Source organism: Sulfitobacter sp. R86518, assembly GCF_042466275.1.
GTDB classification, from domain to species: domain Bacteria; phylum Pseudomonadota; class Alphaproteobacteria; order Rhodobacterales; family Rhodobacteraceae; genus Sulfitobacter; species Sulfitobacter pontiacus.
The window spans coordinates 959,196-979,948 of record NZ_JAXHCA010000005.1 but is presented as its reverse complement, the minus strand read 5'-3'; the positions used below and the strand labels follow the sequence as shown (position 1 = coordinate 979,948).

The following is a 20,753-nucleotide window of genomic DNA, read 5'->3' as shown; positions in this document are numbered from 1 at the left end:
GCACTTGCCCCGTCCCGATCACGCAGGGGTCAGGGGCATCTTCAACCATTCCTTGATCGCGGCAGTCGTGGCTTCGGGCTGTTCCAGCGTAGGCAGATGCCCTGCCCCCTCGATCACGCGCAAAATCGCATAAGGCAGCAGTTCGGCCATGAAACTATGGCGTTTGACGGGGTTGAGCCTGCCCACCTCGCCACACATCACCAGCGTCGGCACCTTGCACTTGCGCAATACCGCCTGCTGGTCACGGGCCCGTTGCAAGGCGCGGGCTTGGCGCACATAGACTTCCGGCCCCAGCGTGTCGGCCATATCCAGCGCAATCTCCAAAATCGCCGCGCGGTCCGGACCGGGGGCGAGCCAGACGGGGTTCAGCTCTTCGCGCATGGCATCGGCCAGCCGCCCCGACTTGACCTTGACGATCAACATCTCGCGCGCGGCAGCACTCTGCGGCGTTTCGGCCAGCGGGCTGGCATCGATCAACGCCAACCGCGTCAACCGATCCGGCGCGCGGCGCAAAATCTCGAGCGCGACAGCACCGCCCAACCCCAACCCTGCCAGCGCGAAACGCTTGGGCAACTGGTCCAGCAGACCAGAGGCGATTTCCTCGATCCGCTCGCCTTGGGTAATCGGGGCGACAGTCACAGCGGTTTTCGCCGACAGCTCGGCGATCTGCGGCCAGAATACCCGCGCGTCAGACATGAGGCCCGGCAGAAAAACAAGAGGGTCAGCCATGTATGTCCCTGTCACTAGTCATAAATTCGCGTCACTTCGGGACACTGCTGCTGCGCCGCACCTCATCACGGATAGGCGATGCCACGCAAGGGCGGAAAATCGCCATAGCGCGCACGGCGCTGCGCCACGGGCTCCGACGGCGACTTCCCGCCGCGCAACAGCATCCCGCGTGGCGCGATATAGCTTGAGATGCTGCGCAGCGGCTGCGGTCTCCACGTCAGGTTGAAGGCGGCGAGCTTGGGAAAGAACCACATCTCGGAATAGGGCAGATGGTCATGCACCCACCACGCCAGATCACGCCAGTCGCGCCCCTGATCATACTGGTCGGCAAACCACGGGATCACGATGGTCGCCCCCGCAATCGCCCCCGCCCCTGCGCCACGGTCCCAGATGTGACATTCGATCGGGTTGTCATTGGCCGCGCAATTCAGCTTGTGCCGGTTGCCATAGGCATTCAGCGCCGCCGACCGATACCCCGACCGTACGGCGATCCGGCCAAAGGTTTCCTCTAGCGGGTCCAGCAAGGTCGTGCAGAAAACCCGTCCGTTTTCGATAGCAAGATCGGGATTGTCGGGGATATTGGGCTGCCCGTGAAACCCCGAGATCTCTGAGTACATGAAATCGCGCATAAAGAAATGCCGCGACAGCCGGACCCGTCCAAAGGTTTCAAGGCTCCACATGCTGGCCGGTTTACGCATGGCAAAGCCCCCAATCCTCAGGTCGTGGCAGAGACCTCTTCCACCGCTTGGATCAGCAGCTTCAGACAGCGGTCGTCGGAAAAGCGGTGGTCCGCATCCTTGACCAGTTGCAACTGCATGTCCGGCCCCTGCGCATGTTCCAGCAGACGCACGGCTGTGGCGACGCTGACGGCGGTGTCTGCGGTGCCTTGCAGAAAACGCGTGGGGAACGGCAAATGCAGCGGATCGCGCAGCACTAGCTGCTTGCGCCCGTCCTCGATCATCCGGCGGGTGATGATGTAAGGCTCCATATAATCGGACGGCAGTTCGACCTGCCCCGTCTCGGCCAGAGTCTGTTTCTGCGCCTCGGTGAAGCTGGCCCAATAGCCGTCTTCGGTAAAATCAGGGGCCGCGGCGATGGTCACCAGCCCCGCGATCCGCGCGGGCAGCGCGCGCACCAGCAGCAGAGATTGCCAGCCGCCCATGGATGACCCCACCGGCAGGATCGGGCCCTCGGTCAACGCCTCTACCGCGGCCAATGTGTCTTCGGCCCAATCACCAATGCAGCCCTCCGTGAACGCGCCAGAGGATTCCCCGTGACCCGAATAATCGAACCGCAAGAATGCCCGCCCCTCGCGTTTGGCCCAGTCTTCAAGGAATACCGCCTTGGTGCCCATCATGTCGGATTTCAGACCGCCCAGAAACACCACGCAGGGGCCTGTGCCTTCGGTCTTGTGATAGGCCAGCCGCCGCCCTTGGGGCGTTTCCAGATACATCGGAGCCGTCATCCTCAGCCCCCCAGATAGGTGCCCTTGGCGGGGCGATAAAAGATTTTCTGGTTGTGCAGACGGCCCAGCAGATCGTCGATCCGGCGCAGGCTGTCTTTGGCGGCATCGGCAGGCAGCATCGATGCGGTGTCATTCAGCGCATCCATCGACAGATCGCGTTTGGTCACATGTAGCGCTGCCTCGATCAGGTCGATATCGCTGATCGTCAGCTCGAAGTTGCGGTTGTGTTTGGACATGGGCGAACCCCTTTGGATCAAATGCGCGCCCCAGTCATACGCCCCGTGGCGCAGACGATCAATCCGCCGCTTCGACTTCGCGCAGCCCAAGCGCCGCAATCGCGGCCCCTGCGGACATGACTGCGAATAGAACCAGCGTCGCCACCGGCCCGATCAGCGCGGCACCGCCCCCCGCCACGCCCGCGACCAACAGCAGCCCGCCAATCACCGTGTTGGACACGGCGGCATAGGCCGACCGCTGGTCCTTGGGCGACATATCCACCAGATAGGTAGACCGCCCCTGCCGCACCCCGTGGTAGGCGATCATCAGGATGAACAATACCAGCGGCATGGCCCAGATCTGCGTCGCCATCCCAAGCAGCGCCAGCGCCACCGCGCCCACCATCGCCAAGGCCCCGACAATGCCGGTCAACATCAGCACACGGCGGCTCGATTGATCCGACAGCCGCCCCCAGACGTAGGAGCTTAACAGCGACGCCAAAGCCGAGGCGAGCACCAGCGCGCCAAGCTGGCCGAGGGCGGATTGATCCTCGCCCCCCGCCAGCACCACAAAATACGGCGGCGCAAGCGATGTGGCGACCAGCAGCCCCCGCACCAGAATGAACCGCCGCAGATTCGCGTCCTCCTTCAGGATAGAGAAACTGGCAGGCGTCGCCTTGCCGCCCTCGCTTTTGGCCTCGTCCAGCGTGGAAAACAACAGCGCTGCGCCGCCCCAAAGTGCCGCCGCCAGCGCGATCGCCGCGATCACCACGCCGCGATCCTGCACCAACCCCGACATCAGGAGGAGCGCCAGCACCAGCACCCCGGCAGAGGCGACAGACCCCGCCGTGCCCGTGATCGACCCGCGCCGCGATTTGCCCACGGTCTTGCCAAGGATATCCTTATACGACACCGAACAGGCCGCACGGCTGACCGCCAGCCCCGCCAGCGCCGCGCAAATCGCCAGCCCCGCCGCTGATCCGTCCAACGTGAGCGCCGCCAGCACGATCAGCGCCGCGAAGACGCCCTGCCCCGCAGATCCCGCGACCCACGCCCATTTGCGCCGCGCCATCGCCTGCACCCAGCCCGCCATCACGATCTGCGGCAACAGCGCCCCCGCCTCGCGGATCGGCACCAGCGCCCCGGCATAGACCGCAGGCGCACCAAGCGCCGTCAGCAGCCACGACAGCATGAGCTTGGGGTCAATCAGCCCGTCAGCCACTTTGGTCATGGTCAGGCTGGCGATATGGCGCAGGGCGTTCGGGGCCTCGGCCTCTTGCGCATGGGGCGACAGATCCTGCGCGTCGCCCTCTGCCCCTGAAAGCGTCTCAAACGCCCGCTGCGCCACATCATCCTGCATGTCTTCGCGTCCCGTCGCTACCCGTTAATCTGATGTTATCTATGGCACCGCGCCCCCAAGGAAAGGACAGCGCCCCATTTCACCCGCCGCGCCCGCGCGCCCCACCGCGATATTGACAAGCCAGACCACCGACGCCAAACAGGCCGGACGCATATAACCCGCAACCGGGCGTCTCGTAGGCGCCAAACCGACGAGGAGGCCCAGATGGCCCAGATCACCCTCACCCTTCCCGATGGCAACGCACGTCAGTACGACGCAGGTATCACTGCGGGCGACGTGGCGAACGACATCTCCAAATCGCTTGGCAAGAAAGCGATCAGCGCCACCGTGGACGGTGCCCATTATGATCTGGCATGGCCGATCAACGCGGACGCTAGCATCGCGATCCACACAATGGCCGACGAAGCGCAAGCGAACGAGCTGGTGCGCCACGACCTCGCCCACATCATGGCCCGCGCCGTGCAAGAGCTTTGGCCAGACACAAAAGTCACCATCGGCCCCGTCATCAAGGACGGCTGGTACTATGACTTCGACCGCAAGGAATCCTTCACTCCCGAAGACCTTGGCCTGATCGAAAAGAAGATGAAGGAAATCATCAACAAGCGTGACCCCGTCCGGACCGAGGTCTGGGACCGCGAGCGCGCGATCAAGCATTACGAGGACAACGGCGAACCCTATAAGGTCGAGCTGATCAACAGCATCCCCGGCGACGAACCGCTGCGCATGTATTGGCACGGCGACTGGCAAGACCTGTGCCGTGGACCGCACCTGCAACACACCGGACAGGTGCCGGGCGACGCGTTCAAACTGATGTCCATCGCGGGGGCCTACTGGCGCGGCGACAGCGACCGCGCGATGCTGCAACGCATCTACGGCGTGGCCTTCACCGGCAAGGAAAAGCTGAAAGCCCACCTGAACATGCTGGAAGAGGCCGCCAAACGCGACCACCGCAAGCTGGGCCGCGAGATGGACCTTTACCACATGCAGGAAGAGGCCCCCGGTCAGGTCTTCTGGCACGCCAACGGCTGGCTGATCTACACCCAGCTGCAAGACTACATGCGCCGCAAGCAACGCGCCGGCGGCTATGTCGAGGTGAACACACCGCAGGTCGTGGACCGTAAACTCTGGGAAGCCTCCGGCCACTGGGAGAAATACCAAGACCACATGTTCATCGTCGAAGTGGACGAGGAACACGCCCGCGAGAAATCGGTCAACGCGCTGAAACCGATGAACTGCCCCTGCCACGTGCAGATCTTTAACCAGGGTCTGAAATCCTACCGCGACCTGCCCCTGCGCATGGCCGAATTCGGATCGTGCAACCGCTATGAACCCTCGGGCGCGCTGCACGGGATCATGCGCGTGCGCGGCTTCACACAGGATGACGGCCACATTTTCTGCGCCGAAGACCAGATCGAAGCCGAAACCGCCAAGTTCATCGAATTCCTGTCGGGCATCTACAAAGACCTCGGCTTTGAAAACTTCAGCGTCAAATTCTCTGACCGTCCCGAAAAACGCTCCGGCTCGGACGAGGTCTGGGACAAGGCCGAGGCGGCGTTGCTCTCGGCCACCCGCAAGGCAGGCATCGAACCCACGCTCAACCCCGGCGAAGGCGCGTTCTACGGCCCGAAACTGGAATTTGTGCTGACCGACGCCATCGGCCGTGACTGGCAGTGCGGCACCCATCAGGTTGACTTCGTGCTGCCCGAACGGCTGGACGCGACCTATATCGGATCGGACGGCGCGAAACACCGCCCCGTCATGCTGCACCGCGCCACCTTGGGGTCGTTCGAACGCTTTATCGGCATCCTAATCGAAGAACACGCGGGCAAGCTGCCCTTCTGGCTCGCCCCGCGTCAGGTCGTCGTCGCCTCCATCACCTCCGAGGCGGATGAATACGTGCACGAGGTCGTGGCCACGCTCAAGGCGCAAGGCGTCCGCGCCGAGGCCGACATCCGCAACGAAAAGATCAACTACAAGGTCCGTGAACATTCGGTCGGCAAAGTGCCGGTGATCCTTGCAGTCGGCGCGCGCGAAGTCGAAGAGAAAACCGTGTCCGTCCGCCGTCTGGGGGAAAAGCAGACCTCGGTTCAGGCGCTGTCGGATGTGGCGAACGCCTTGGGCATCGAAGCCACACCGCCCGATTTACGCGGCTAAAAACTGTAACAAACCCCTCGGGGCGCAACGAACTTGCGCCCCGAACATGTCACTATGTTTCAAAATTGCGCCTCCCAACGCTGGAATCTCGCGAATTGTTACAAAAAAACCGGCGATTTTCTGACGCCTCCGTGACACACTCCGATGTGAGTAGCTTTGTCGCACCCCACGCGGCTTAATGTCCTTATCGACAAGCAACCAACCTCAGGAGGAAACACCAATGTCCAACACAATGAAAACACTCGCCGTTGCAGGCGCAGTTGCCGCTGCCCTGTCCGCACATTCGACCGCAGCAAACGCCGCGTCGAAAGAAAAATGCTACGGCGTGGCGCTTGCCGGTCAGAATGACTGCGCCGCAGGCCCGGGCACCACATGCGCTGGCACATCCGTCACCGATTACCAGGGCAACGCCTGGAAACTGGTTGACGCAGGCACCTGCGCCGACATGGAACTGCCCGCAATGGCAGACGGGTCCGAGCGTATGGGCTCCCTCGAAGCGCTGGACCGCGACCTGCCAGCCTAAGCCCATAGCGGCCTAAACCCTTCGCCTGCGCGGCACGCCCCATGCCGCCGCGCAGGCCCCTTCACACGACCCCTCGAATAGGGAGCCTCTTATGCCAGACGGTGCCACCCGTTTCGACACATTGCCCGCAAGCCCGGGCGTCGGCTATAAACCCCAGCATTTCAAAGACCTGCAAGACGATCCTGGTCCAGTTGAATGGATCGAAATCCATGCAGAGAATTACATGGGCGATGGCGGCCGCCCGCTGGCACAGCTGCGCGCCCTGTCCGAAAAATTTGCCCTCTCCGTTCATGGTGTCGGGCTGAGCATCGGTGGCGAAATGCCACTGGACCGCGACCACCTCGCCCGTTTGAAAAAGCTCTGTGACTGGGCAAACCCTGCCAGTTTCTCTGAACATCTTGCATGGTCCACCCATGACAGCGAATTCCTGAACGACCTGCTGCCCCTCCCCTATACCGAAGCCACCCTGTCCCGCGTGGCGGATCATATCAGTCAGGTGCAAGACACGATCGGGCGTCAAATGTTGCTGGAAAACCCCTCCAGCTATCTCGCCTTTGATGAATCCACCTTGTCTGAAACTGACTTTTTGGCCGAGCTAACCCACCGGACCTCCTGTGGTTTATTGCTGGATGTCAACAATGTGTTCATTTCAGCGAAAAACCTCGCCCTCTCCCCGCGCGACTATATCGACGCCTATCCGGTAGACGCCGTGGGCGAGCTTCACGTCGGCGGTCACGAGGAAGACAGCGTCGGTTTCAACCAGCCGCTGCTGATCGACAGCCACAGCCGCCCCGTGGTCGACCCCGTTTGGGATTTGCTGGCCTATACGCTGGACCGTACCGGCCCCAAGCCCGTGCTGGTGGAATGGGACAATGACGTGCCCGATTGGCCGACCCTGCGCGCCGAGGCAGAGCGTGCGGCAGATGTGCTGGCCCAATGACCACGCTGCACCAGTTTCGTACGCCCCTGCTGGACCCGACACAGGACCGCCCCGAAGGGCTGCGCGGTGCTGCTGGCGCGCCCGCTGACACGCGCTATGACGTCTACCGCAACAACGTCACCCATTCGCTGATCGGCGCGCTGCACAGCGCTTTTCCCTTGGTGGTCAAGATTCTGGGCACGCAGAACTTCGACCAGATCGCCCCCGCCTTTGTGCGTGCGCATCCGCCGAGCTCTCCGTTAATGATGCACTATGGCGCTGATTTTCCGCAGTTTCTTGCCGCGCAACCGCCTTTGTCAAAGATGCGTTACCTGCCCGATTGCGCCCGTCTCGACCTCGCACTCCGCCGGTCCTATCACGCCGCCGACAGCGCGCCCTTCGACCTTGCCGCCTTCCAGCAGATTGCGCCCGACGCGATGATGCAGGCGCAGCTGCCCCCCGCCCCCGCGACGGTGCTGCTCCGCTCCGACTGGCCGCTGTATGACATCTGGCGGTTCAACATGCAGGCGGATGCCCCCAAGCCGCAGATGCAGGCGCAGGACGTGTTGATCACCCGTCCCGACTTCGACCCCGCCCCGCATCTGTTGCCCCCCGGCGGCGGCGCTTGGTTCGCCGCCTTGGCCGGCGGTGCCACACTTGATCAGGCCCATGACACCGCGCTGGCCACGCACCCCGATTTCGACCTTGGCGCGGCTTTGGGGCTGTGCTTTGCAACCGGCGCGTTTTGCGCAAAGAACGGCGGATAAGATGCTGAAGACTCTCACCCTTTACGATCGCGCGACCGGCTGGATCACCGCGCAAGACTGGCTGCTGCCCACATTGGCGCGGTTTTTGTTCGCCGCGGTGCTGACGCAGTATTTCTTTACCTCTGGCCTGACGAAGCTTGACGGTCTGTTCACGCTGAGCACCGGTGCCTATGTCCAGATCTTCCCCCGCGCGTTCGAGGAGGCGGGCTATGACGCGACCGCGCTGTCGGCGTGGCACGGGCTGGTGGCCTATGCGGGGACGCTGGCGGAGTTCGTGCTGCCCGCGTTGATCGTGCTGGGGCTGTTCACGCGGTTTGCGGCCTTGGGGATGATCGGCTTTGTGGTGTTGCAATCGCTCACCGATCTATACGGCCACGGGCAATGGAGCGCGCTTGGTCAGTGGTTTGACCGACTGCCGGACGGGACCATTCTGGACCAGCGCGGGCTTTGGGTGCTGCTGCTGGTGGTGCTGGTGGTCAAGGGCGGCGGGCCGGTTGCGCTGGATCGCGTCTTGCTGGCGCGCCGCCGCTGAGGGTTACTGCGCGGCGTTGACCTTTGCCTTTGTCGCGTCGTTCCAGCCGAGGAACAGATCCTCCCCCACCGCGATCAGGGGGCGTTTCATCAAGGCGGGATGGGCCGCGAGCAATTCGAGCGGATCGGCACCGCGCGCCGCGTCGTCCAGACCGCGCCATGTGGTCGACCGGGTGTTGACCAGTGCTGCGCCGAATTGCGCGTAGGCGCGGGCCAGCACGTCGGCGGGGACACCGTCCTTGCGCACATCGACAAGCTGCGCGTCGGGCAGCGCCTTGATCGCCTTGCGGCAGGTATCGCAGTTTTTCAGACCGTAGATCAGCATTCTCACCTCACTTTTTTGGAGTTTCATATGTCCTAAGATAATCGGGCAGCGCGAAATTTCTTGATTTCCGGCGCGGGTGAACAACCTTTTATCGCGTAAGGCGGCGAAAGCAATTTTTCGACGCTGTGACAGCGATTAATGAGGAGCGTTGAGAAATGCCAACGGGTACAGTCAAATGGTTTAACACCACCAAAGGATACGGGTTCATCGCGCCGGAGGGCGGCGGATCGGATGTGTTTGTCCATATCTCTGCGGTGGAACGGTCAGGGCTGACCGGACTGGCGGACGAGCAGAAAGTGTCCTTCGAGATGTCCGAGGGCCGCGATGGCCGTCAGATGGCGACGGATCTGGAACTGCTGTAAAAAAGCCCGATGCCCAAGGGACACCGGGTTTTCTGGTCGTCATGCGGGCAGAGGCACGCGGGGCTGCGGCTTAGCGGCAGCCCTTTTCCCCCGGCACGCAGGAATAGGTGACGGGACGCGGCGTATAGCGCCGCACCTTGTGCTTTTTCGGCGCGGGGTGCGCCATCATCTGCTGATAGCTGGTGCTGGTGTTCGGCGTGCCGCAGCAGATGACACCGGAAATGGTGATCGGCTGGAGCCCTGCGGGGCAATAGTTGGCCGAGGACGGATAGGCATAGATCTTGGGCTCTGCCGAGACCTGCGCGGGCAGCAGAACCGCGCCCATCAGACCCAATCCGGCCATCATTCCTGTTGTTAGACGCATAATATCCCTCGTTATTTTCAATTTCCCTTAATTTGCCCCGCGTCAGCGGCCAAGTCTAGCCTTTTTGCCCCCCAGGGGTGTGTTGCTGCTACGGCGTACCGGCAGAGGCACGGGCTGCGAAGCGGGGCTCGGGTTACCCATGGGTAACTTAAGTAATTGTTATTGTTGGTTTATTTTTGGTTATGTTAGCGTGCGGTGGCGTGCGTTCGCTGGTGTGAGGCATGGTCCGGCTTGGTTGGACTGAGCAGTCTGGTGGACGGCTCAAAGGGCCGAACGCGGAATGCGCGCGAGAGACGTATCGTCCGAAACGTGCGCCTCAATTACGTATCAGCAAGCCTTTTGGTCTTGCATTTCGCTCTCGCGTTTATCAGCCAGTTGAAGTGCTTTTCGAGGGAAACACTCCATAAATCCGGGTAGTTCTCTTACCTCCCTAAACACCACGAAAGTTTTTGCTTCAGAGTAGGTTAAACCGCTTTGAGCGGCGAGACTTGCCAATTCTTTGATATTTTCAAAATCTCGTTTGACGGCAGCGATAGCCAACTCGAATATTGGATCTCTAACCGACCAATCATATTTTTCGAGTTCAGTCTTTGCGAGCGCAGTTTGCTGATTTCTCTCTAAACTTGGATCGAATAGCTTCGCTAGGGCTCTATTTATACCAAACTTTAATCGCAGCCCGTGATCAAACTTTCTTGTTGTCAATCGCAGAGTAAAAGTGGGCCAGGTCGCGGCATAAAAAGGGGCCACTGCGTTTGATGTTGTTTTGCGCTTTGGCGCGCGTGCTCTTCACAAAGCTGAAGCGGGCCAAAGCGCATGCTGGCCCTTGGGCCAGCATTTTCCTGTCTTTGATTGTGGGTGGATTATTGTCGGTTTTTGCGACTGTGTTTGAGCCGGTAGCTTTCGCCATTCATCTCGAGGATGTGGACGTGATGGGTCAAACGATCCAGCAACGCGCCAGTCAGGCGTTCTGATCCAAAGACCTCGGTCCATTCATCAAAAGGCAGATTTGAGGTTATGATGACGGATCCGCGTTCGTAGCATTGCGATATGACCTCAAAGAGCAATTCTGCGCCGGATTTGCTGAGGGGCACAAAGCCCAACTCATCAATGATCAAGAGGTTCTGGCTGGTCAGTTGTTTTTGAAGACGCTGCAATCGCCGCTCATCTTGGGCTTCGATCAGATCATGAACCAAGGCTGCCGCCGTTGTGAAGCGTACTTTCAACCCGCGTTGACATGCAGCCAATCCAAGTCCCAAAGCGATGTGCGTCTTGCCCGTGCCTGACGGTCCAAGGGCGATGATGTTTTCCTTGCGATCAACGTAATCACAGCGTGCCAGCTCCATCGTCAGCGGCTTGTTCAAGCTGGGTATGATCTTGAAGTCAAAGCTATCCAAGCTCTTGGTACTGGGGAACTTTGCCGCTTTGATGCGCCGCTCAATCATCCGGCGCTCGCGATCAATCAGTTCCATCTCACACAGCCGTGCCAGGTAGTGCACATGGTCTTTGTTCTCGGCCGCACAAAGCTGCGCTTGTTTGGCATACTCGCCTTGGAACGTTGGCAGTCGCAGCTTTTTGAGATGGTGGTGCAGAAGGATTTGAGGCGCGTCAGTCATGCTGCTGTCCCTCCGATCAAACTCATGTAGCTGGATGGCCGCGTCATGGCGACATTGGCCTTGGGCAGATACGGATAGAACTCTAAATCCAACCTCGGCGGTCGTTTCTCAACCCGGCACAGCACGAGATGCTTTACAGCGTCATAGCCAATTGCACCCAGATCAATGGCATGACTGATTGCGCCCTGTACAACATCCATGTCGAATGTTTCCAACAGACGCAGGACCTGAACGTATTCCCGCTTGCCCGGTTTGCCCATGCGGGCTTCGAGCAGGCGGTGCAGGGTCGCGAAGACGTCCGGCAGTTCCCAACCCTGCAAAGGCGCTGCCTGATCCAAGGCCCCAACCTTCTGCTCAATCAGCGGCAAGAAGTGCAGCGGATCAAAGATCATATCCGCGGATGCGTAAGACCGCTGGTGCCGTGCGATCACCTCATTGCCGCAACCGATCAGTACCTCGTGTACAAAGCCACGCACATGAACGTCATGGTGTGCATAGGCCACCGGTACCGAGTAATCATTGCCTTTGTAGCGCACCATCGAGATCGATGTGGCCCGTGTGCTGACGTGATCGCAGGCTTCATACTCCGCAACGGGCAATCCCATCAGCGCATCCAAATCAGATATCAAGCGCTCGCCGATGGTTTTGTCGTGGCCACGAAGTGTCTCGCCCTGTCGGGCCAGGCACTTCGCTTCAAGGTGCGCATTGAGATCATCAAAGCTGTCAAAGCGTGGCGCGGGCACCATGAAGTTGCGGCGGGTGTAGCCAACCATCCCCTCAACATTGCCTTTATCGTTGCCTCGCGCAGGCCGCCCAAACTTGTCATCAAACAGGTAATGCGATTGCAACTCTGTGAACCGCTGGGTCCGGACGCGGGTTTTGTCCCCCAGAATGCGGGCGACTGCGATCTTCGTGTTGTCGTAAAGAATGGACTGCGGGATGCCGCCAAAAAACGCAAAGGCTGACACGTGGCCGTCACAGAACGCCTCGGTTGTCTCGGCGGGATATCCCTTCACAAACACCGCATCCGAATGGGGCAAGCTCATCACAAAGAAGTGGATCTTGCATTCCACGCCGCCAATCACACCCAGCGTCTCGCCAAAATCTACCTGCGCATGGCCCGGAAGATGCGACAACGGCACAAACACCTCTTTGGTCCGCCGCTTTTGCTCACGAACGTAATAGGTCACCGTCGTTAAGCTGCCCGCATATCCATGTTCGTCGCGCAAACGCTCGAATATGCGCTTTGCTGTGTGTCGCTGCTTTTTGATCAAGGCTTTGTCAGTGCGAAGGATCTCATCGATCACACCAACAAACCCATCAAGCGTCGGGCGGCGTGGCGGTTCTGAACGCTGATAGCCGGGCGGCAGCTCATGGCGCAGCATCTTGGCAATCGTCTTACGATCTTTATTGAAGTAACGCGCGGCCTCCCGCGCTGACATGCCGTCCTTCAAACACGCGCGGCGCACGCGGCTATAAATATCCACAGAATACATCTCCCGCCCTCCGCATAAACGAAGGGCACAAACTGGCGGACTTTTACTCCGCTACAACTGCAAAACGCAGCCGCTTCCGTGGCCCAATATTGCTCCGCGTTTTACAGATCGCTTTCCAAAAAGGAATGCGACGTTGATAACATATTTGCATAACACGCGGCACTATCGTTAGGGTAATGATTCTGCAAAAAGAGTTGAGCCGCATAGTACCCTACAAGATACACGCGCGCGGTCGCCATTTTCAGATATCTGGCATCAATCTGCGCAGCATCACCTACTTCTAGTATTTCAGATTCCTTTAGACCAGCCGTCTTGCACTTTTGGACATATTCATCGTTAATGACACCACCATTGTGGGTCATAATGTGCCGTCGCTGACAAACTTCTAAAAACTCTTTGTAATGCTGAGAACTAGTATAAGATTTACCCTTCTTCTCAAGCTCAAGTAAATCGAACGCCCATTCAATGTAATCAGAGTGGGCCCCACGAAGCTTTCTAGATATAGTTTTCTCTATCCTAGATTCAATAACTTGCTCCATAGTGCTATATTTAGCCAAATCGCTCAAAGCAATCTTTTCAGTCAGGTCGTAAAACCGATCAGGAAATTTTTTGGCACACAAAGCAAGAAAATTAGAGAAGAAGAAATCAAACTCTGCAATAAGAGAACTCAGTGTTGAACGCTGCACCGTTTGCGCAGCTCTGAGCATCTGCGAAGTAGTTTCCATTCTCTTTGCAACTTCACTCAAGTCGTCATCGTGAAAAATAAAGCTAAAAGTAGTCTCCTCTTTAGCCTCATCATGCCTCTCTTCTTTTGCTATTGCCAAGCTGGAAAAAAAAGCAATATCCGCCTCTTCAAGCGTATGATTAACAAAGAAAAACCCAGCTTCTGACATCCCAGGAATAAACTGCAGTGACGTTATGCAATAGGATGTCCAGTCATCGACTAGACGCAACATTTTTCTCACAATCGGGTCTGAATCGTCCGATATATCGTTGCTCAGTCGAAAGTTTATCCCAAAGCTTCCAGCACCTTGACGTTTCTTTATAGTTACCCTTGGAAGCGTGTGATCGCTATCTTCCTCACCCATCAATCACTCCCATAAACTCCCGCCATTCGCCTTTAGACATACCGCTATTCTCCTGCGTGACCTCCTCACCCTTCACCATCCGGCGGATACACTCAAGAGCTGTATTTGACATGGTTGCGCCACCTAGACGGTAATCCTCGAAGGCGCGGTAGGCGGCGGGGACCCAGTCGGCGACGACGTTGCAGATGGCATCGGCATAGACGCGGATCTCGTATTGGGCGTGGGCATCGGCGCGCAGACGCAGGAAGTGGAACAGGTTGTGCAGGTCCACCTTCCAGTACCATTGCGTGTAGATGTTCGACGGCAGGTTCATCCGCGCCAGCTCTCGTGCCAGACCGTCCTGCGGTTCCCCGTCGGGGCCGGTTTCGGCGATCATCGCCTCGTAATTGTCATAGGCGCGGTTGCTGTCGGACTTGAGGATTTCGAGCACACGGGCGGCCTCTGCCCCTTCCAGAACGCCGCCGCGGCCCTGATTGTTCACCACGCTTTGGGCGTTCACATGGGACGGCTCGGGGATGTAGAATTCGCGGTCCAGGATCGAATAGCGGGCGGAGTATTCGTTGACGTTGGCGGTGCGGTGGCGGATCCACTGGCGCGCGACAAAGACGGGCAGTTTGACGTGGAGCTTGATCTCGCACATCTCGAAGGGGGTGGAGTGCCAGTGGCGCATCAGGTAGCGGATCAGCCCTTCGTCGTTCTGCACCGATTTCGTACCGCGCCCATAGCTGACGCGGGCCGCCTGACAGATCGCCGCATCGTCGCCCATATAGTCGATGACGCGCACAAAGCCGTGGTCGAGCACGGGAATGGCCTTGTAGAGATGGGCCTCCATCCCTTCGGAGACGGCGCGCAGGGTCTGTTTCGGCTCTGCCCGCAGAGCGTCGATTTCGGCTTGTTGGTCGGGGCTGATCGGCATGGGGGGCGTCCTGTCATATGGGCGTGGATTCGGGGTCTACTATATCTGCGGCAGCAGGCCACCGGAACCGCCATATGCGGTATTGTTTTTGGGTAGCACTTTGGCGGCAAATGCACGCGACACGCGGTGGAGCGTTGACAGCAGGGCGCGCGATTGGCGACTGTCGCGGCAATCAACAAGAAATTTTCGAGGCAGACAGTTATGAAATTTGGGACATCAGCGCTGGCGCTGTGCGTATTTTTGGCAGCATGTGGGAATGGGACGCCGTTTAACGGCGAGACGGACGACACAGACGGCAGCACCGATGGGGGCGCAGGCTCTACCTCGCGGGAGGGGTTGCCACCGGGCACCGAGAACCCGACGCCCGACAGCGACATCACCCGAACCGAGCCCGAGGACGAGAATGGCAATGGTCAGGCCGAGGGATATACCTATAACGCTGGGGACGATACGTTCACGGTTGATGGGCTCGCCTTTGACGGGAACAATGTCTATGCGCGCGGCACGCAGGTGGCCGATCTGGGGCCCTATGCGGTCTATGAAGCCGCAGAGACGGTCAACGACAGCCAGACCGGCCAGCCGATCCGGCAGTTCGCGCATCGGGCGATCTATGGCGTCAGCAAGAACACCGATGCCAGCGGGACGCCCAAGACCCAATTCGCGATTGTGCGCACGGGGCAATATGCGGACTATGGTTTCGGCGGGTTCATCTACAAGCGCGCCGGCGGTGTGACGCTGGAGAGTGCGGAAGGCGCGCAGGGGATCTATACGGGCTCCACCGCCGGTATCCGCGATTTCAGCGGCGCGGGCGGGATGCAATACACCACCGGGACATTGACGGTGCAGGTGGATTTCGGCGATTTCAACGATGCTGACGGGTCGGTCGGGGATGGTGTGTCTGGCAGGCTTTCGGACCGGCGGATCTATGATGTGAACGGTCGGGATGTCACGTCGGATGTGGTGGCGAATATCAACGCGGAGAATGACTCCTCGCTGACCAGCCTGCCGGCCGCATTGTTCGAGGTCGGCCCCGGTGTGCTGGATGCCAACGGAGAGATCATCGGGTCGATCAACAGCAGTTTTGTCAACAACGAGGGCGACAAGGTCGCCTATGAGAGCGGGAATTATTACGCCGTGATGGCGGGGGACGACAGTCAGGAGATCGTGGGCGTGCTGGTGCTTGAGAACACGGCAGAGGCGCAGGGCGTGACGGCGCGCGATACCAGCGGATTCATCATCTACCGCGATCCGACGGCCGTCACACCGTAAGCGCGGTGGCACGGGTGGCTCAGGGTGCAAGGCAGTTGGCCGTGGTCGCCGCGATCTATGCGGCGGCGAGTGGCGCGGCGTGGCCAGAGGTGGTGCTGTCGCCCGATCAGCTGCGCAATGCCGCCGTGCGCAGTGTAGAGACAGGGGCCGCGGCGCAGGGCTTGCGCTTTGCCGATGCGCTGCTGCACCGCGATGCGGGGGATTTCAAGGCGCAGGTGCTGCGGGCCCGTGCGCTGCGTGATCTGGGCCGGACGGACGAGGCGATTGCCGCTGGCCGCACCGCCTGGCGCATGGCCGACAGCGGCACAGAGAAATACGCCAGCGCGATGATCATGGCGCAGGCGCTATCATCTGCCGGGCATAAGACGCGGGCGCAATTCTGGCTGCGCAGGGCGGCACATCACGCCCCCGGCCCCCGCGCCCGCAAACAGGTAGAACAACACTATACCTATGTGCGCCAGACCAACGCGCTGCAGACCCAGCTGTCGTTCACGCTGGCCCCCAATTCGAACATCAACAATGGCAGCGCGCGCGACACATCAGAGCTGAACTATGTGGTGAGCGAGATCCTGTTTGGCGGGCCGGTGGAATATGTCCTGTCGGGCAGTGCGCAGGCGCTATCGGGGATCGAATACGGGTTTGGGCTGAACACACGCTATCGCTTCCACCAGACAGCCACGCGGGCGCATGATCTGACGCTGGGGCTGTCGTACCGGACGTTCTCACTCAGCGACAGTGCCAAGGCGGATGCGCCGATGGTGGACGGGGGCGACTTTGCCTTTGGGACGGTGATGCTGGGGTATGGGTTCCGGCAGATCAATCTGGACGCGCGGGGCGAGTTTCAAAGCTTTGCCCAGCTGGGGCAAAGCTGGTATGGCGGGGCCGAATACGCGACCCGTATGCGGGCGGGTATCTCGCAAAGCTACAGAATCGCGCCGCGCCAGAAAGCCATGCTGTCGCTGGAACATGAGCTGCAGGACGGCCAACGCACCGTCGATATGGAGACCACCAGTATTTCGGGCGCGTTCACGCAGAATCTAAGCTCGGGCGATCTGGCCTATTTGTCTTTAGGGGCAACGGTTGCGACCTCGCCCGATGCGAATTCCGAATATGACGAGGTAGAGCTGCGCGGGGCCTATGTGTTTCGCAAGCCCGTGGCGGGGGCCGCGCTGCAACTGGGGATGGGCGTGGAACTGCGCGATTACGATGTATCGCGCCACAGCGCGGACGGCCGACAGGATAAACGCATCTTTGCCGATATCACCGCCACGTTCCAACAGTTTGACTATTACGGGTTCAACCCGTCGGCCACGCTGCAAGCCTCGCGTACGGATAGCAATATCAACCTGTATGACATCAACCGTGTGGGCATCAGCATCGGCATTAAATCTGCCTTCTGATCAAGGTTTTGTGTAGGCTATGGCCCCCTGCCCGCTGGCAACCGCCGCCAGCCGTGCTACCCTGCAGGCCGAAGACGAAAGCAAAGGAGCCAACCCATGCCGATCAAATATTTGCACACGATGGTGCGCGTCAAGGATCTGGAGAAATCGCAAGCCTTCTACGAGCTGCTGGGCCTGAAAGAGCGCCGCCGGATCGACAATGAGGATGGGCGGTTTTCGCTGATTTTCATGTGCCCTCCCGGGCAGGACGACGGCCATGCGGATGTGGAGCTGACCTATAACTGGGACGGCGATGATGCGCTGCCCGATGACAGCCGTCACTTCGGACACCTCGCCTATACCGTTGAAAACATTTATGAAACCTGCAAGATGCTGCAAGAGAACGGGATCACGATCAACCGTCCTCCGCGCGACGGGTATATGGCGTTCATCCGGTCCCCCGACAATGTGTCGGTCGAATTGCTGCAAGAAGGGGACCGGCTGGAGCCGCAGGAACCTTGGGCCAGCATGGAAAACACCGGCCATTGGTAAGCCGATGATCCGGGCGGCCTTCCTTGCCACAGCGCTGGGCGTCGCACCCGCGGCCCTAGCGGCGGCGGAGTGTCGGCTGGCGCTGCTGCTGGCGATGGATGTGTCCAGTTCGGTTGATGCGGTCGAGGACCGTTTGCAGCGTGGCGGCACCGCCGCCGCGTTGCTGTCAGACCCGGTGCGGCGGGCGTTTTTCGCCAGCGATCTGCCGGTGGCGCTGGCCGTCTATGAATGGTCGGGGCGCTATAACCAGCAGATGGTGCTGGACTGGCAGATGATAGACTCGCCCGACGATCTGACGCGCGCGGCGGGCGTGGTGGCAGGCAGCCAGCGCAGTCATAATGATTTCCCCACGGCCATGGGCTATGCGCTGGGGTTTGGTGCGGCGGTCATGGCGCGGGCACCGCGTTGTTTATACAAGACAATTGATCTGGCGGGGGACGGTCAGAATAACGAAGGCTTTGGCCCGCCGCTGGCCTATCGCTCGTTTGATTTTGACGACGTGACGGTCAACGGGCTGGTGGTGAATGCCGCCGATTTCGAGGCCGAGACAGGGCTGATCGCCTTTTACAAACGCGAGGTCTTGCACGGCCCCGGTGCGTTTCTGGTGATCGCCAACGGGTTCGAGGATTTTGAACGCGCCATGCGGATCAAGCTGGAACGCGAGCTGACGCCCCCTGCGATTGGCAGCCTGCCCTTGGCCGAGGACGCCGGATGATCCGCGCCGGGGTCGCGGCCCTTGTCGGCGCAACGCTTTGGGCGTCGGCTGGCGTGGCGGAGTGTCGGCAGGCCCTGGCCTTGGGGCTGGATGTGTCGGGGTCCGTCGATGCGCGGGAGTACCGCTTGCAATTGGACGGGGTTGCCGGGGCCTTGGACGATCCGGCGGTGCGTGCGGCGATCCTGTCGGCACCGGAGGCACCGGTGTCCCTGTTGGTCTATGAATGGAGCGGCCCGACAGACCAGCGCGTTATTGCGCCATGGCGGTCGATCAGTGATGCCGCCGCCCTGCAAGAGCTGATCGACGGGCTGCGGCAGGTGGAGCGCGCGGCCGCGTCGCCCGGCACCGCGCTAGGCGTGGCGATGGCGGCGGGGGCGGCCTATCTGGCGCAGCGGCCTGCATGTTTGAAGCACACGCTTGATATCTCGGGCGACGGGATATCCAACCTTGGGCCCCGCCCCCGTGACGTGAAACGACAGCTGGCGGGGCGCGATCTGACGGTGAACGCGCTGGTGGTCGAAGCGGCGGGGGAGGACAGCACGCTGACGGGGTATTTCATGGCAGAGGTGATCACCGGCCCCGGTGCCTTTGCCCTGCCCGCCGCGGGGTTTGACGCCTATCAATCCGCCATGACCATCAAGCTGCTGCGCGAGCTGGCGGTGCTGTCGCTGGCGCAACTGGCTGACGAAGCCCCGCCCGCCCTGCCCGCCCTGCGCGGTCAGTAGATATAGCGGATCTGGTCCGTCCAGTAGCGTTCCATCCGTTTGAGCGCGCGGGTGATGTCATCCATGCCCGATGCGCCCAGCGCGCCCTTGTGCATCAGACCGCTGGCGTGGCGACCAAACAGGTCTGACACGACGCCGCTGATGTGACGCCCCTTGCCGGTCAGCCGCACGCGAACCGAGCGGCGGTCGATCTGGCAGCGCTGGTGGTGCATATAGCCCATATCCACCAGTTTTTTCAGGTTGTAGCTGACGTTGCTGCCCTGATAGTAGCCGCGGCTTTTCAACTCTCCGGCGGTGACTTCATTGTCGCCGATGTTGAACAGCAGCAGCGCTTGCACGGCGTTGATGTCCAGCACGCCGACGCGTTCGAATTCATCCTTGATCACGTCCAGCAACAGGCGGTGCAGCCGTTCAACCAGCCCGAGCGCATCGAGGTAGCTTTGCATGAATCCCGCCTCTGACGGGGGGATGGGGATGGGGTTTTGGATACTCATATTCAACTCCGACATTGCGATTGGGGCGGAAGCTGAAGATAAAAATAAAATATATCGTTAAACCGGACGGATGTCGGCGCGCGGGGGCCGACATCCGCAGGGGAAACCGCGCCTAAAGCGGGTTTGCAGCCAGATGAATCTGGATGTCCGCGATCAGCGCGGTAAAGGGTTCGGGCGCAGGTGTTTGCCCCGTAACCCATTGATAAAGATCGTGATCATTTTCGCTCAGCATATCGTCATAGAGGGACAATGCCGCGTCATCCATCGTCGCGAGACGGGTTGCGGCATAAGAAGGTAAAATGAGATCCATTTCCTTAATACCTCGCCGCATGGAGCGCATATGCAGACGTTTGACCTTGTGTTCGTGCAGCTCAGCCATGGGTGTTCCCTTTGAAAATCCGGCGTAGTTTCTTTTCGAGACGGCCCATTTGTTCGGCCCGTTTCAACAGATCGGCGCGCATGTCGCGCAGTTCGATCAATGCTTCTTTGATATTGGCGTCGGTGGCGGCTGTGTCATCGGGGGCGTCGATGCCTTCGCCCTCGCCGTTGATCAGCCACATCATCGACACGCCCAGAACCCCGGCGAGCGTGGACAGGCGGTTGGCGCGGGGTTCGGACAGGTCGTCTTCCCAGCCGCGCAGGGTGGATTGCTTGATCCCCAACCGCTTGGCGAGCGCGGCTTGCGTCATATCCGCGTTCTCGCGCGCGGCGGCGACCCGGTCGCCAAAGGTTGCCACGTCGGATGCGTACCAGTCTTCGTTCTCGGCCATTGCGTCTCTCCTGTTTGGACCG

At 60.2% G+C, this 20,753-nt stretch carries 26 protein-coding genes; 11 read left to right on the top strand and 15 right to left on the bottom strand.

Going from position 1 to position 20,753, the window contains the following annotated elements; all coding sequences use genetic code 11:
- Positions 1 to 18 precede the first annotated feature (18 nt).
- From SJY36_RS05625 to SJY36_RS05605, 5 genes are all read right to left on the bottom strand, one after another.
- Positions 19 to 729: an alpha/beta fold hydrolase gene (locus SJY36_RS05625; RefSeq protein ID WP_386173548.1), complete on the bottom strand. Its 711-nt coding sequence runs from the start codon at positions 727 to 729 to the stop codon at positions 19 to 21.
- A gap of 65 nt (positions 730 to 794) precedes the next feature.
- On the bottom strand, positions 795 to 1,409 hold the full coding sequence (locus tag SJY36_RS05620; protein WP_386176451.1) for a hypothetical protein: 615 nt from the start codon (positions 1,407 to 1,409) through the stop codon (positions 795 to 797).
- A 35-nt stretch (positions 1,410 to 1,444) separates the two neighbouring features.
- On the bottom strand, positions 1,445 to 2,194 hold the full coding sequence (locus tag SJY36_RS05615) for an alpha/beta hydrolase (protein WP_386173547.1): 750 nt from the start codon (positions 2,192 to 2,194) through the stop codon (positions 1,445 to 1,447).
- A 2-nt stretch (positions 2,195 to 2,196) separates the two neighbouring features.
- Positions 2,197 to 2,430 (bottom strand): hypothetical protein, encoded by a 234-nt coding sequence (locus SJY36_RS05610; protein WP_005852428.1) that lies wholly within the window; start codon positions 2,428 to 2,430, stop codon positions 2,197 to 2,199.
- Positions 2,431 to 2,488: 58 nt separating this feature from the next.
- Positions 2,489 to 3,769 carry an MFS transporter gene (locus tag SJY36_RS05605; RefSeq protein ID WP_386173545.1) on the bottom strand — a complete coding sequence of 427 codons (1,281 nt, stop codon included), beginning with the start codon at positions 3,767 to 3,769 and terminating at the stop codon, positions 2,489 to 2,491.
- A 204-nt stretch (positions 3,770 to 3,973) separates the two neighbouring features.
- Here SJY36_RS05605 and thrS point away from each other — a divergent pair, with 204 nt between their 5' ends.
- The 5 genes from thrS (at position 3,974) to SJY36_RS05580 (ending at position 8,664) form a co-directional block, all read left to right on the top strand.
- On the top strand, positions 3,974 to 5,923 hold the full coding sequence (gene thrS, locus SJY36_RS05600; protein ID WP_278425290.1) for a threonine--tRNA ligase: 1,950 nt from the start codon (positions 3,974 to 3,976) through the stop codon (positions 5,921 to 5,923).
- Between the two features lie 220 nt (positions 5,924 to 6,143).
- Complete coding sequence (locus SJY36_RS05595) at positions 6,144 to 6,446, top strand: DUF2282 domain-containing protein (RefSeq protein ID WP_005852422.1); 303 nt, start codon at positions 6,144 to 6,146, stop codon at positions 6,444 to 6,446.
- Between the two features lie 91 nt (positions 6,447 to 6,537).
- Positions 6,538 to 7,386, top strand: coding sequence for a DUF692 domain-containing protein (locus tag SJY36_RS05590; protein ID WP_386173542.1), 849 nt, complete (start codon positions 6,538 to 6,540; stop codon positions 7,384 to 7,386).
- Positions 7,383 to 8,132, top strand: a complete 750-nt coding sequence (locus tag SJY36_RS05585; protein WP_386173540.1) for a putative DNA-binding domain-containing protein — start codon at positions 7,383 to 7,385, stop codon at positions 8,130 to 8,132. Before SJY36_RS05590 ends, SJY36_RS05585 begins: the two co-directional genes overlap by 4 nt.
- Before the next feature lies 1 nt (position 8,133).
- Positions 8,134 to 8,664, top strand: a complete 531-nt coding sequence (locus tag SJY36_RS05580; protein WP_005852415.1) for a DoxX family protein — start codon at positions 8,134 to 8,136, stop codon at positions 8,662 to 8,664.
- 3 nt (positions 8,665 to 8,667) lie between these two features.
- Here the strand turns inward: SJY36_RS05580 and SJY36_RS05575 are convergent, their stop codons facing one another.
- Entirely contained in the window at positions 8,668 to 8,988 is a 321-nt protein-coding gene (locus SJY36_RS05575; protein WP_386176449.1) for an arsenate reductase family protein, read from the bottom strand.
- A 155-nt stretch (positions 8,989 to 9,143) separates the two neighbouring features.
- Here SJY36_RS05575 and SJY36_RS05570 point away from each other — a divergent pair, with 155 nt between their 5' ends.
- Complete coding sequence (locus tag SJY36_RS05570) at positions 9,144 to 9,350, top strand: cold-shock protein (RefSeq protein ID WP_005852411.1); 207 nt, start codon at positions 9,144 to 9,146, stop codon at positions 9,348 to 9,350.
- A gap of 70 nt (positions 9,351 to 9,420) precedes the next feature.
- Here SJY36_RS05570 and SJY36_RS05565 read toward each other — a convergent pair whose 3' ends face one another.
- The 6 genes from SJY36_RS05565 to thyX form a co-directional block, all read right to left on the bottom strand.
- Positions 9,421 to 9,714 carry a hypothetical protein gene (locus SJY36_RS05565; RefSeq protein WP_386173537.1) on the bottom strand — a complete coding sequence of 98 codons (294 nt, stop codon included), beginning with the start codon at positions 9,712 to 9,714 and terminating at the stop codon, positions 9,421 to 9,423.
- A gap of 327 nt (positions 9,715 to 10,041) precedes the next feature.
- Positions 10,042 to 10,461, bottom strand: coding sequence for a hypothetical protein (locus SJY36_RS05560; protein ID WP_386173535.1), 420 nt, complete (start codon positions 10,459 to 10,461; stop codon positions 10,042 to 10,044).
- A gap of 113 nt (positions 10,462 to 10,574) precedes the next feature.
- Positions 10,575 to 11,327, bottom strand: coding sequence for an IS21-like element helper ATPase IstB (istB, locus tag SJY36_RS05555; RefSeq protein WP_286699791.1), 753 nt, complete (start codon positions 11,325 to 11,327; stop codon positions 10,575 to 10,577).
- Positions 11,324 to 12,823, bottom strand: a complete 1,500-nt coding sequence (gene istA, locus SJY36_RS05550; RefSeq protein ID WP_286699790.1) for an IS21 family transposase — start codon at positions 12,821 to 12,823, stop codon at positions 11,324 to 11,326. The genes istB and istA overlap by 4 nt, the downstream gene beginning before the upstream one ends.
- 101 nt (positions 12,824 to 12,924) lie before the next feature.
- The gene (locus tag SJY36_RS05545) at positions 12,925 to 13,911 is read right to left on the bottom strand and encodes a hypothetical protein (RefSeq protein ID WP_386173533.1); all 987 of its coding nucleotides are present in this window, start codon (positions 13,909 to 13,911) and stop codon (positions 12,925 to 12,927) included.
- The gene (gene thyX / locus SJY36_RS05540) at positions 13,904 to 14,827 is read right to left on the bottom strand and encodes an FAD-dependent thymidylate synthase (RefSeq protein ID WP_386173531.1); all 924 of its coding nucleotides are present in this window, start codon (positions 14,825 to 14,827) and stop codon (positions 13,904 to 13,906) included. The genes SJY36_RS05545 and thyX overlap by 8 nt, the downstream gene beginning before the upstream one ends.
- A 201-nt stretch (positions 14,828 to 15,028) precedes the next feature.
- On the opposite strand from thyX, the gene SJY36_RS05535 reads away from it, so the two are divergent.
- The 5 genes from SJY36_RS05535 to SJY36_RS05515 all read left to right on the top strand — a co-directional run bounded on the left by SJY36_RS05535 (position 15,029) and on the right by SJY36_RS05515 (position 19,467).
- Complete coding sequence (locus SJY36_RS05535; protein ID WP_386173529.1) at positions 15,029 to 16,096, top strand: hypothetical protein; 1,068 nt, start codon at positions 15,029 to 15,031, stop codon at positions 16,094 to 16,096.
- Positions 16,097 to 16,101: 5 nt separating this feature from the next.
- The gene (locus SJY36_RS05530) at positions 16,102 to 17,496 is read left to right on the top strand and encodes a surface lipoprotein assembly modifier (RefSeq protein WP_386173527.1); all 1,395 of its coding nucleotides are present in this window, start codon (positions 16,102 to 16,104) and stop codon (positions 17,494 to 17,496) included.
- A 96-nt stretch (positions 17,497 to 17,592) separates the two neighbouring features.
- Positions 17,593 to 18,027: a VOC family protein gene (locus SJY36_RS05525; RefSeq protein WP_005852400.1), complete on the top strand. Its 435-nt coding sequence runs from the start codon at positions 17,593 to 17,595 to the stop codon at positions 18,025 to 18,027.
- Between the two features lie 4 nt (positions 18,028 to 18,031).
- Entirely contained in the window at positions 18,032 to 18,742 is a 711-nt protein-coding gene (locus SJY36_RS05520; protein ID WP_340289077.1) for a DUF1194 domain-containing protein, read from the top strand.
- Positions 18,739 to 19,467, top strand: a complete 729-nt coding sequence (locus SJY36_RS05515) for a DUF1194 domain-containing protein (protein ID WP_386173525.1) — start codon at positions 18,739 to 18,741, stop codon at positions 19,465 to 19,467. The genes SJY36_RS05520 and SJY36_RS05515 overlap by 4 nt, the downstream gene beginning before the upstream one ends.
- Here SJY36_RS05515 and SJY36_RS05510 read toward each other — a convergent pair.
- From SJY36_RS05510 to SJY36_RS05500, 3 genes are all read right to left on the bottom strand, one after another.
- Positions 19,461 to 19,961 carry a MarR family winged helix-turn-helix transcriptional regulator gene (locus tag SJY36_RS05510; protein WP_037943810.1) on the bottom strand — a complete coding sequence of 167 codons (501 nt, stop codon included), beginning with the start codon at positions 19,959 to 19,961 and terminating at the stop codon, positions 19,461 to 19,463. The two genes, SJY36_RS05515 and SJY36_RS05510, sit on opposite strands and share 7 nt — an antisense overlap.
- Positions 19,962 to 20,073: 112 nt before the next feature.
- Positions 20,074 to 20,340 (bottom strand): succinate dehydrogenase assembly factor 2, encoded by a 267-nt coding sequence (locus tag SJY36_RS05505; protein WP_037943808.1) that lies wholly within the window; start codon positions 20,338 to 20,340, stop codon positions 20,074 to 20,076.
- Entirely contained in the window at positions 20,333 to 20,731 is a 399-nt protein-coding gene (locus SJY36_RS05500; RefSeq protein WP_005852388.1) for a helix-turn-helix domain-containing protein, read from the bottom strand. The genes SJY36_RS05505 and SJY36_RS05500 overlap by 8 nt, the downstream gene beginning before the upstream one ends.
- Positions 20,732 to 20,753: the final 22 nt, after the last annotated feature.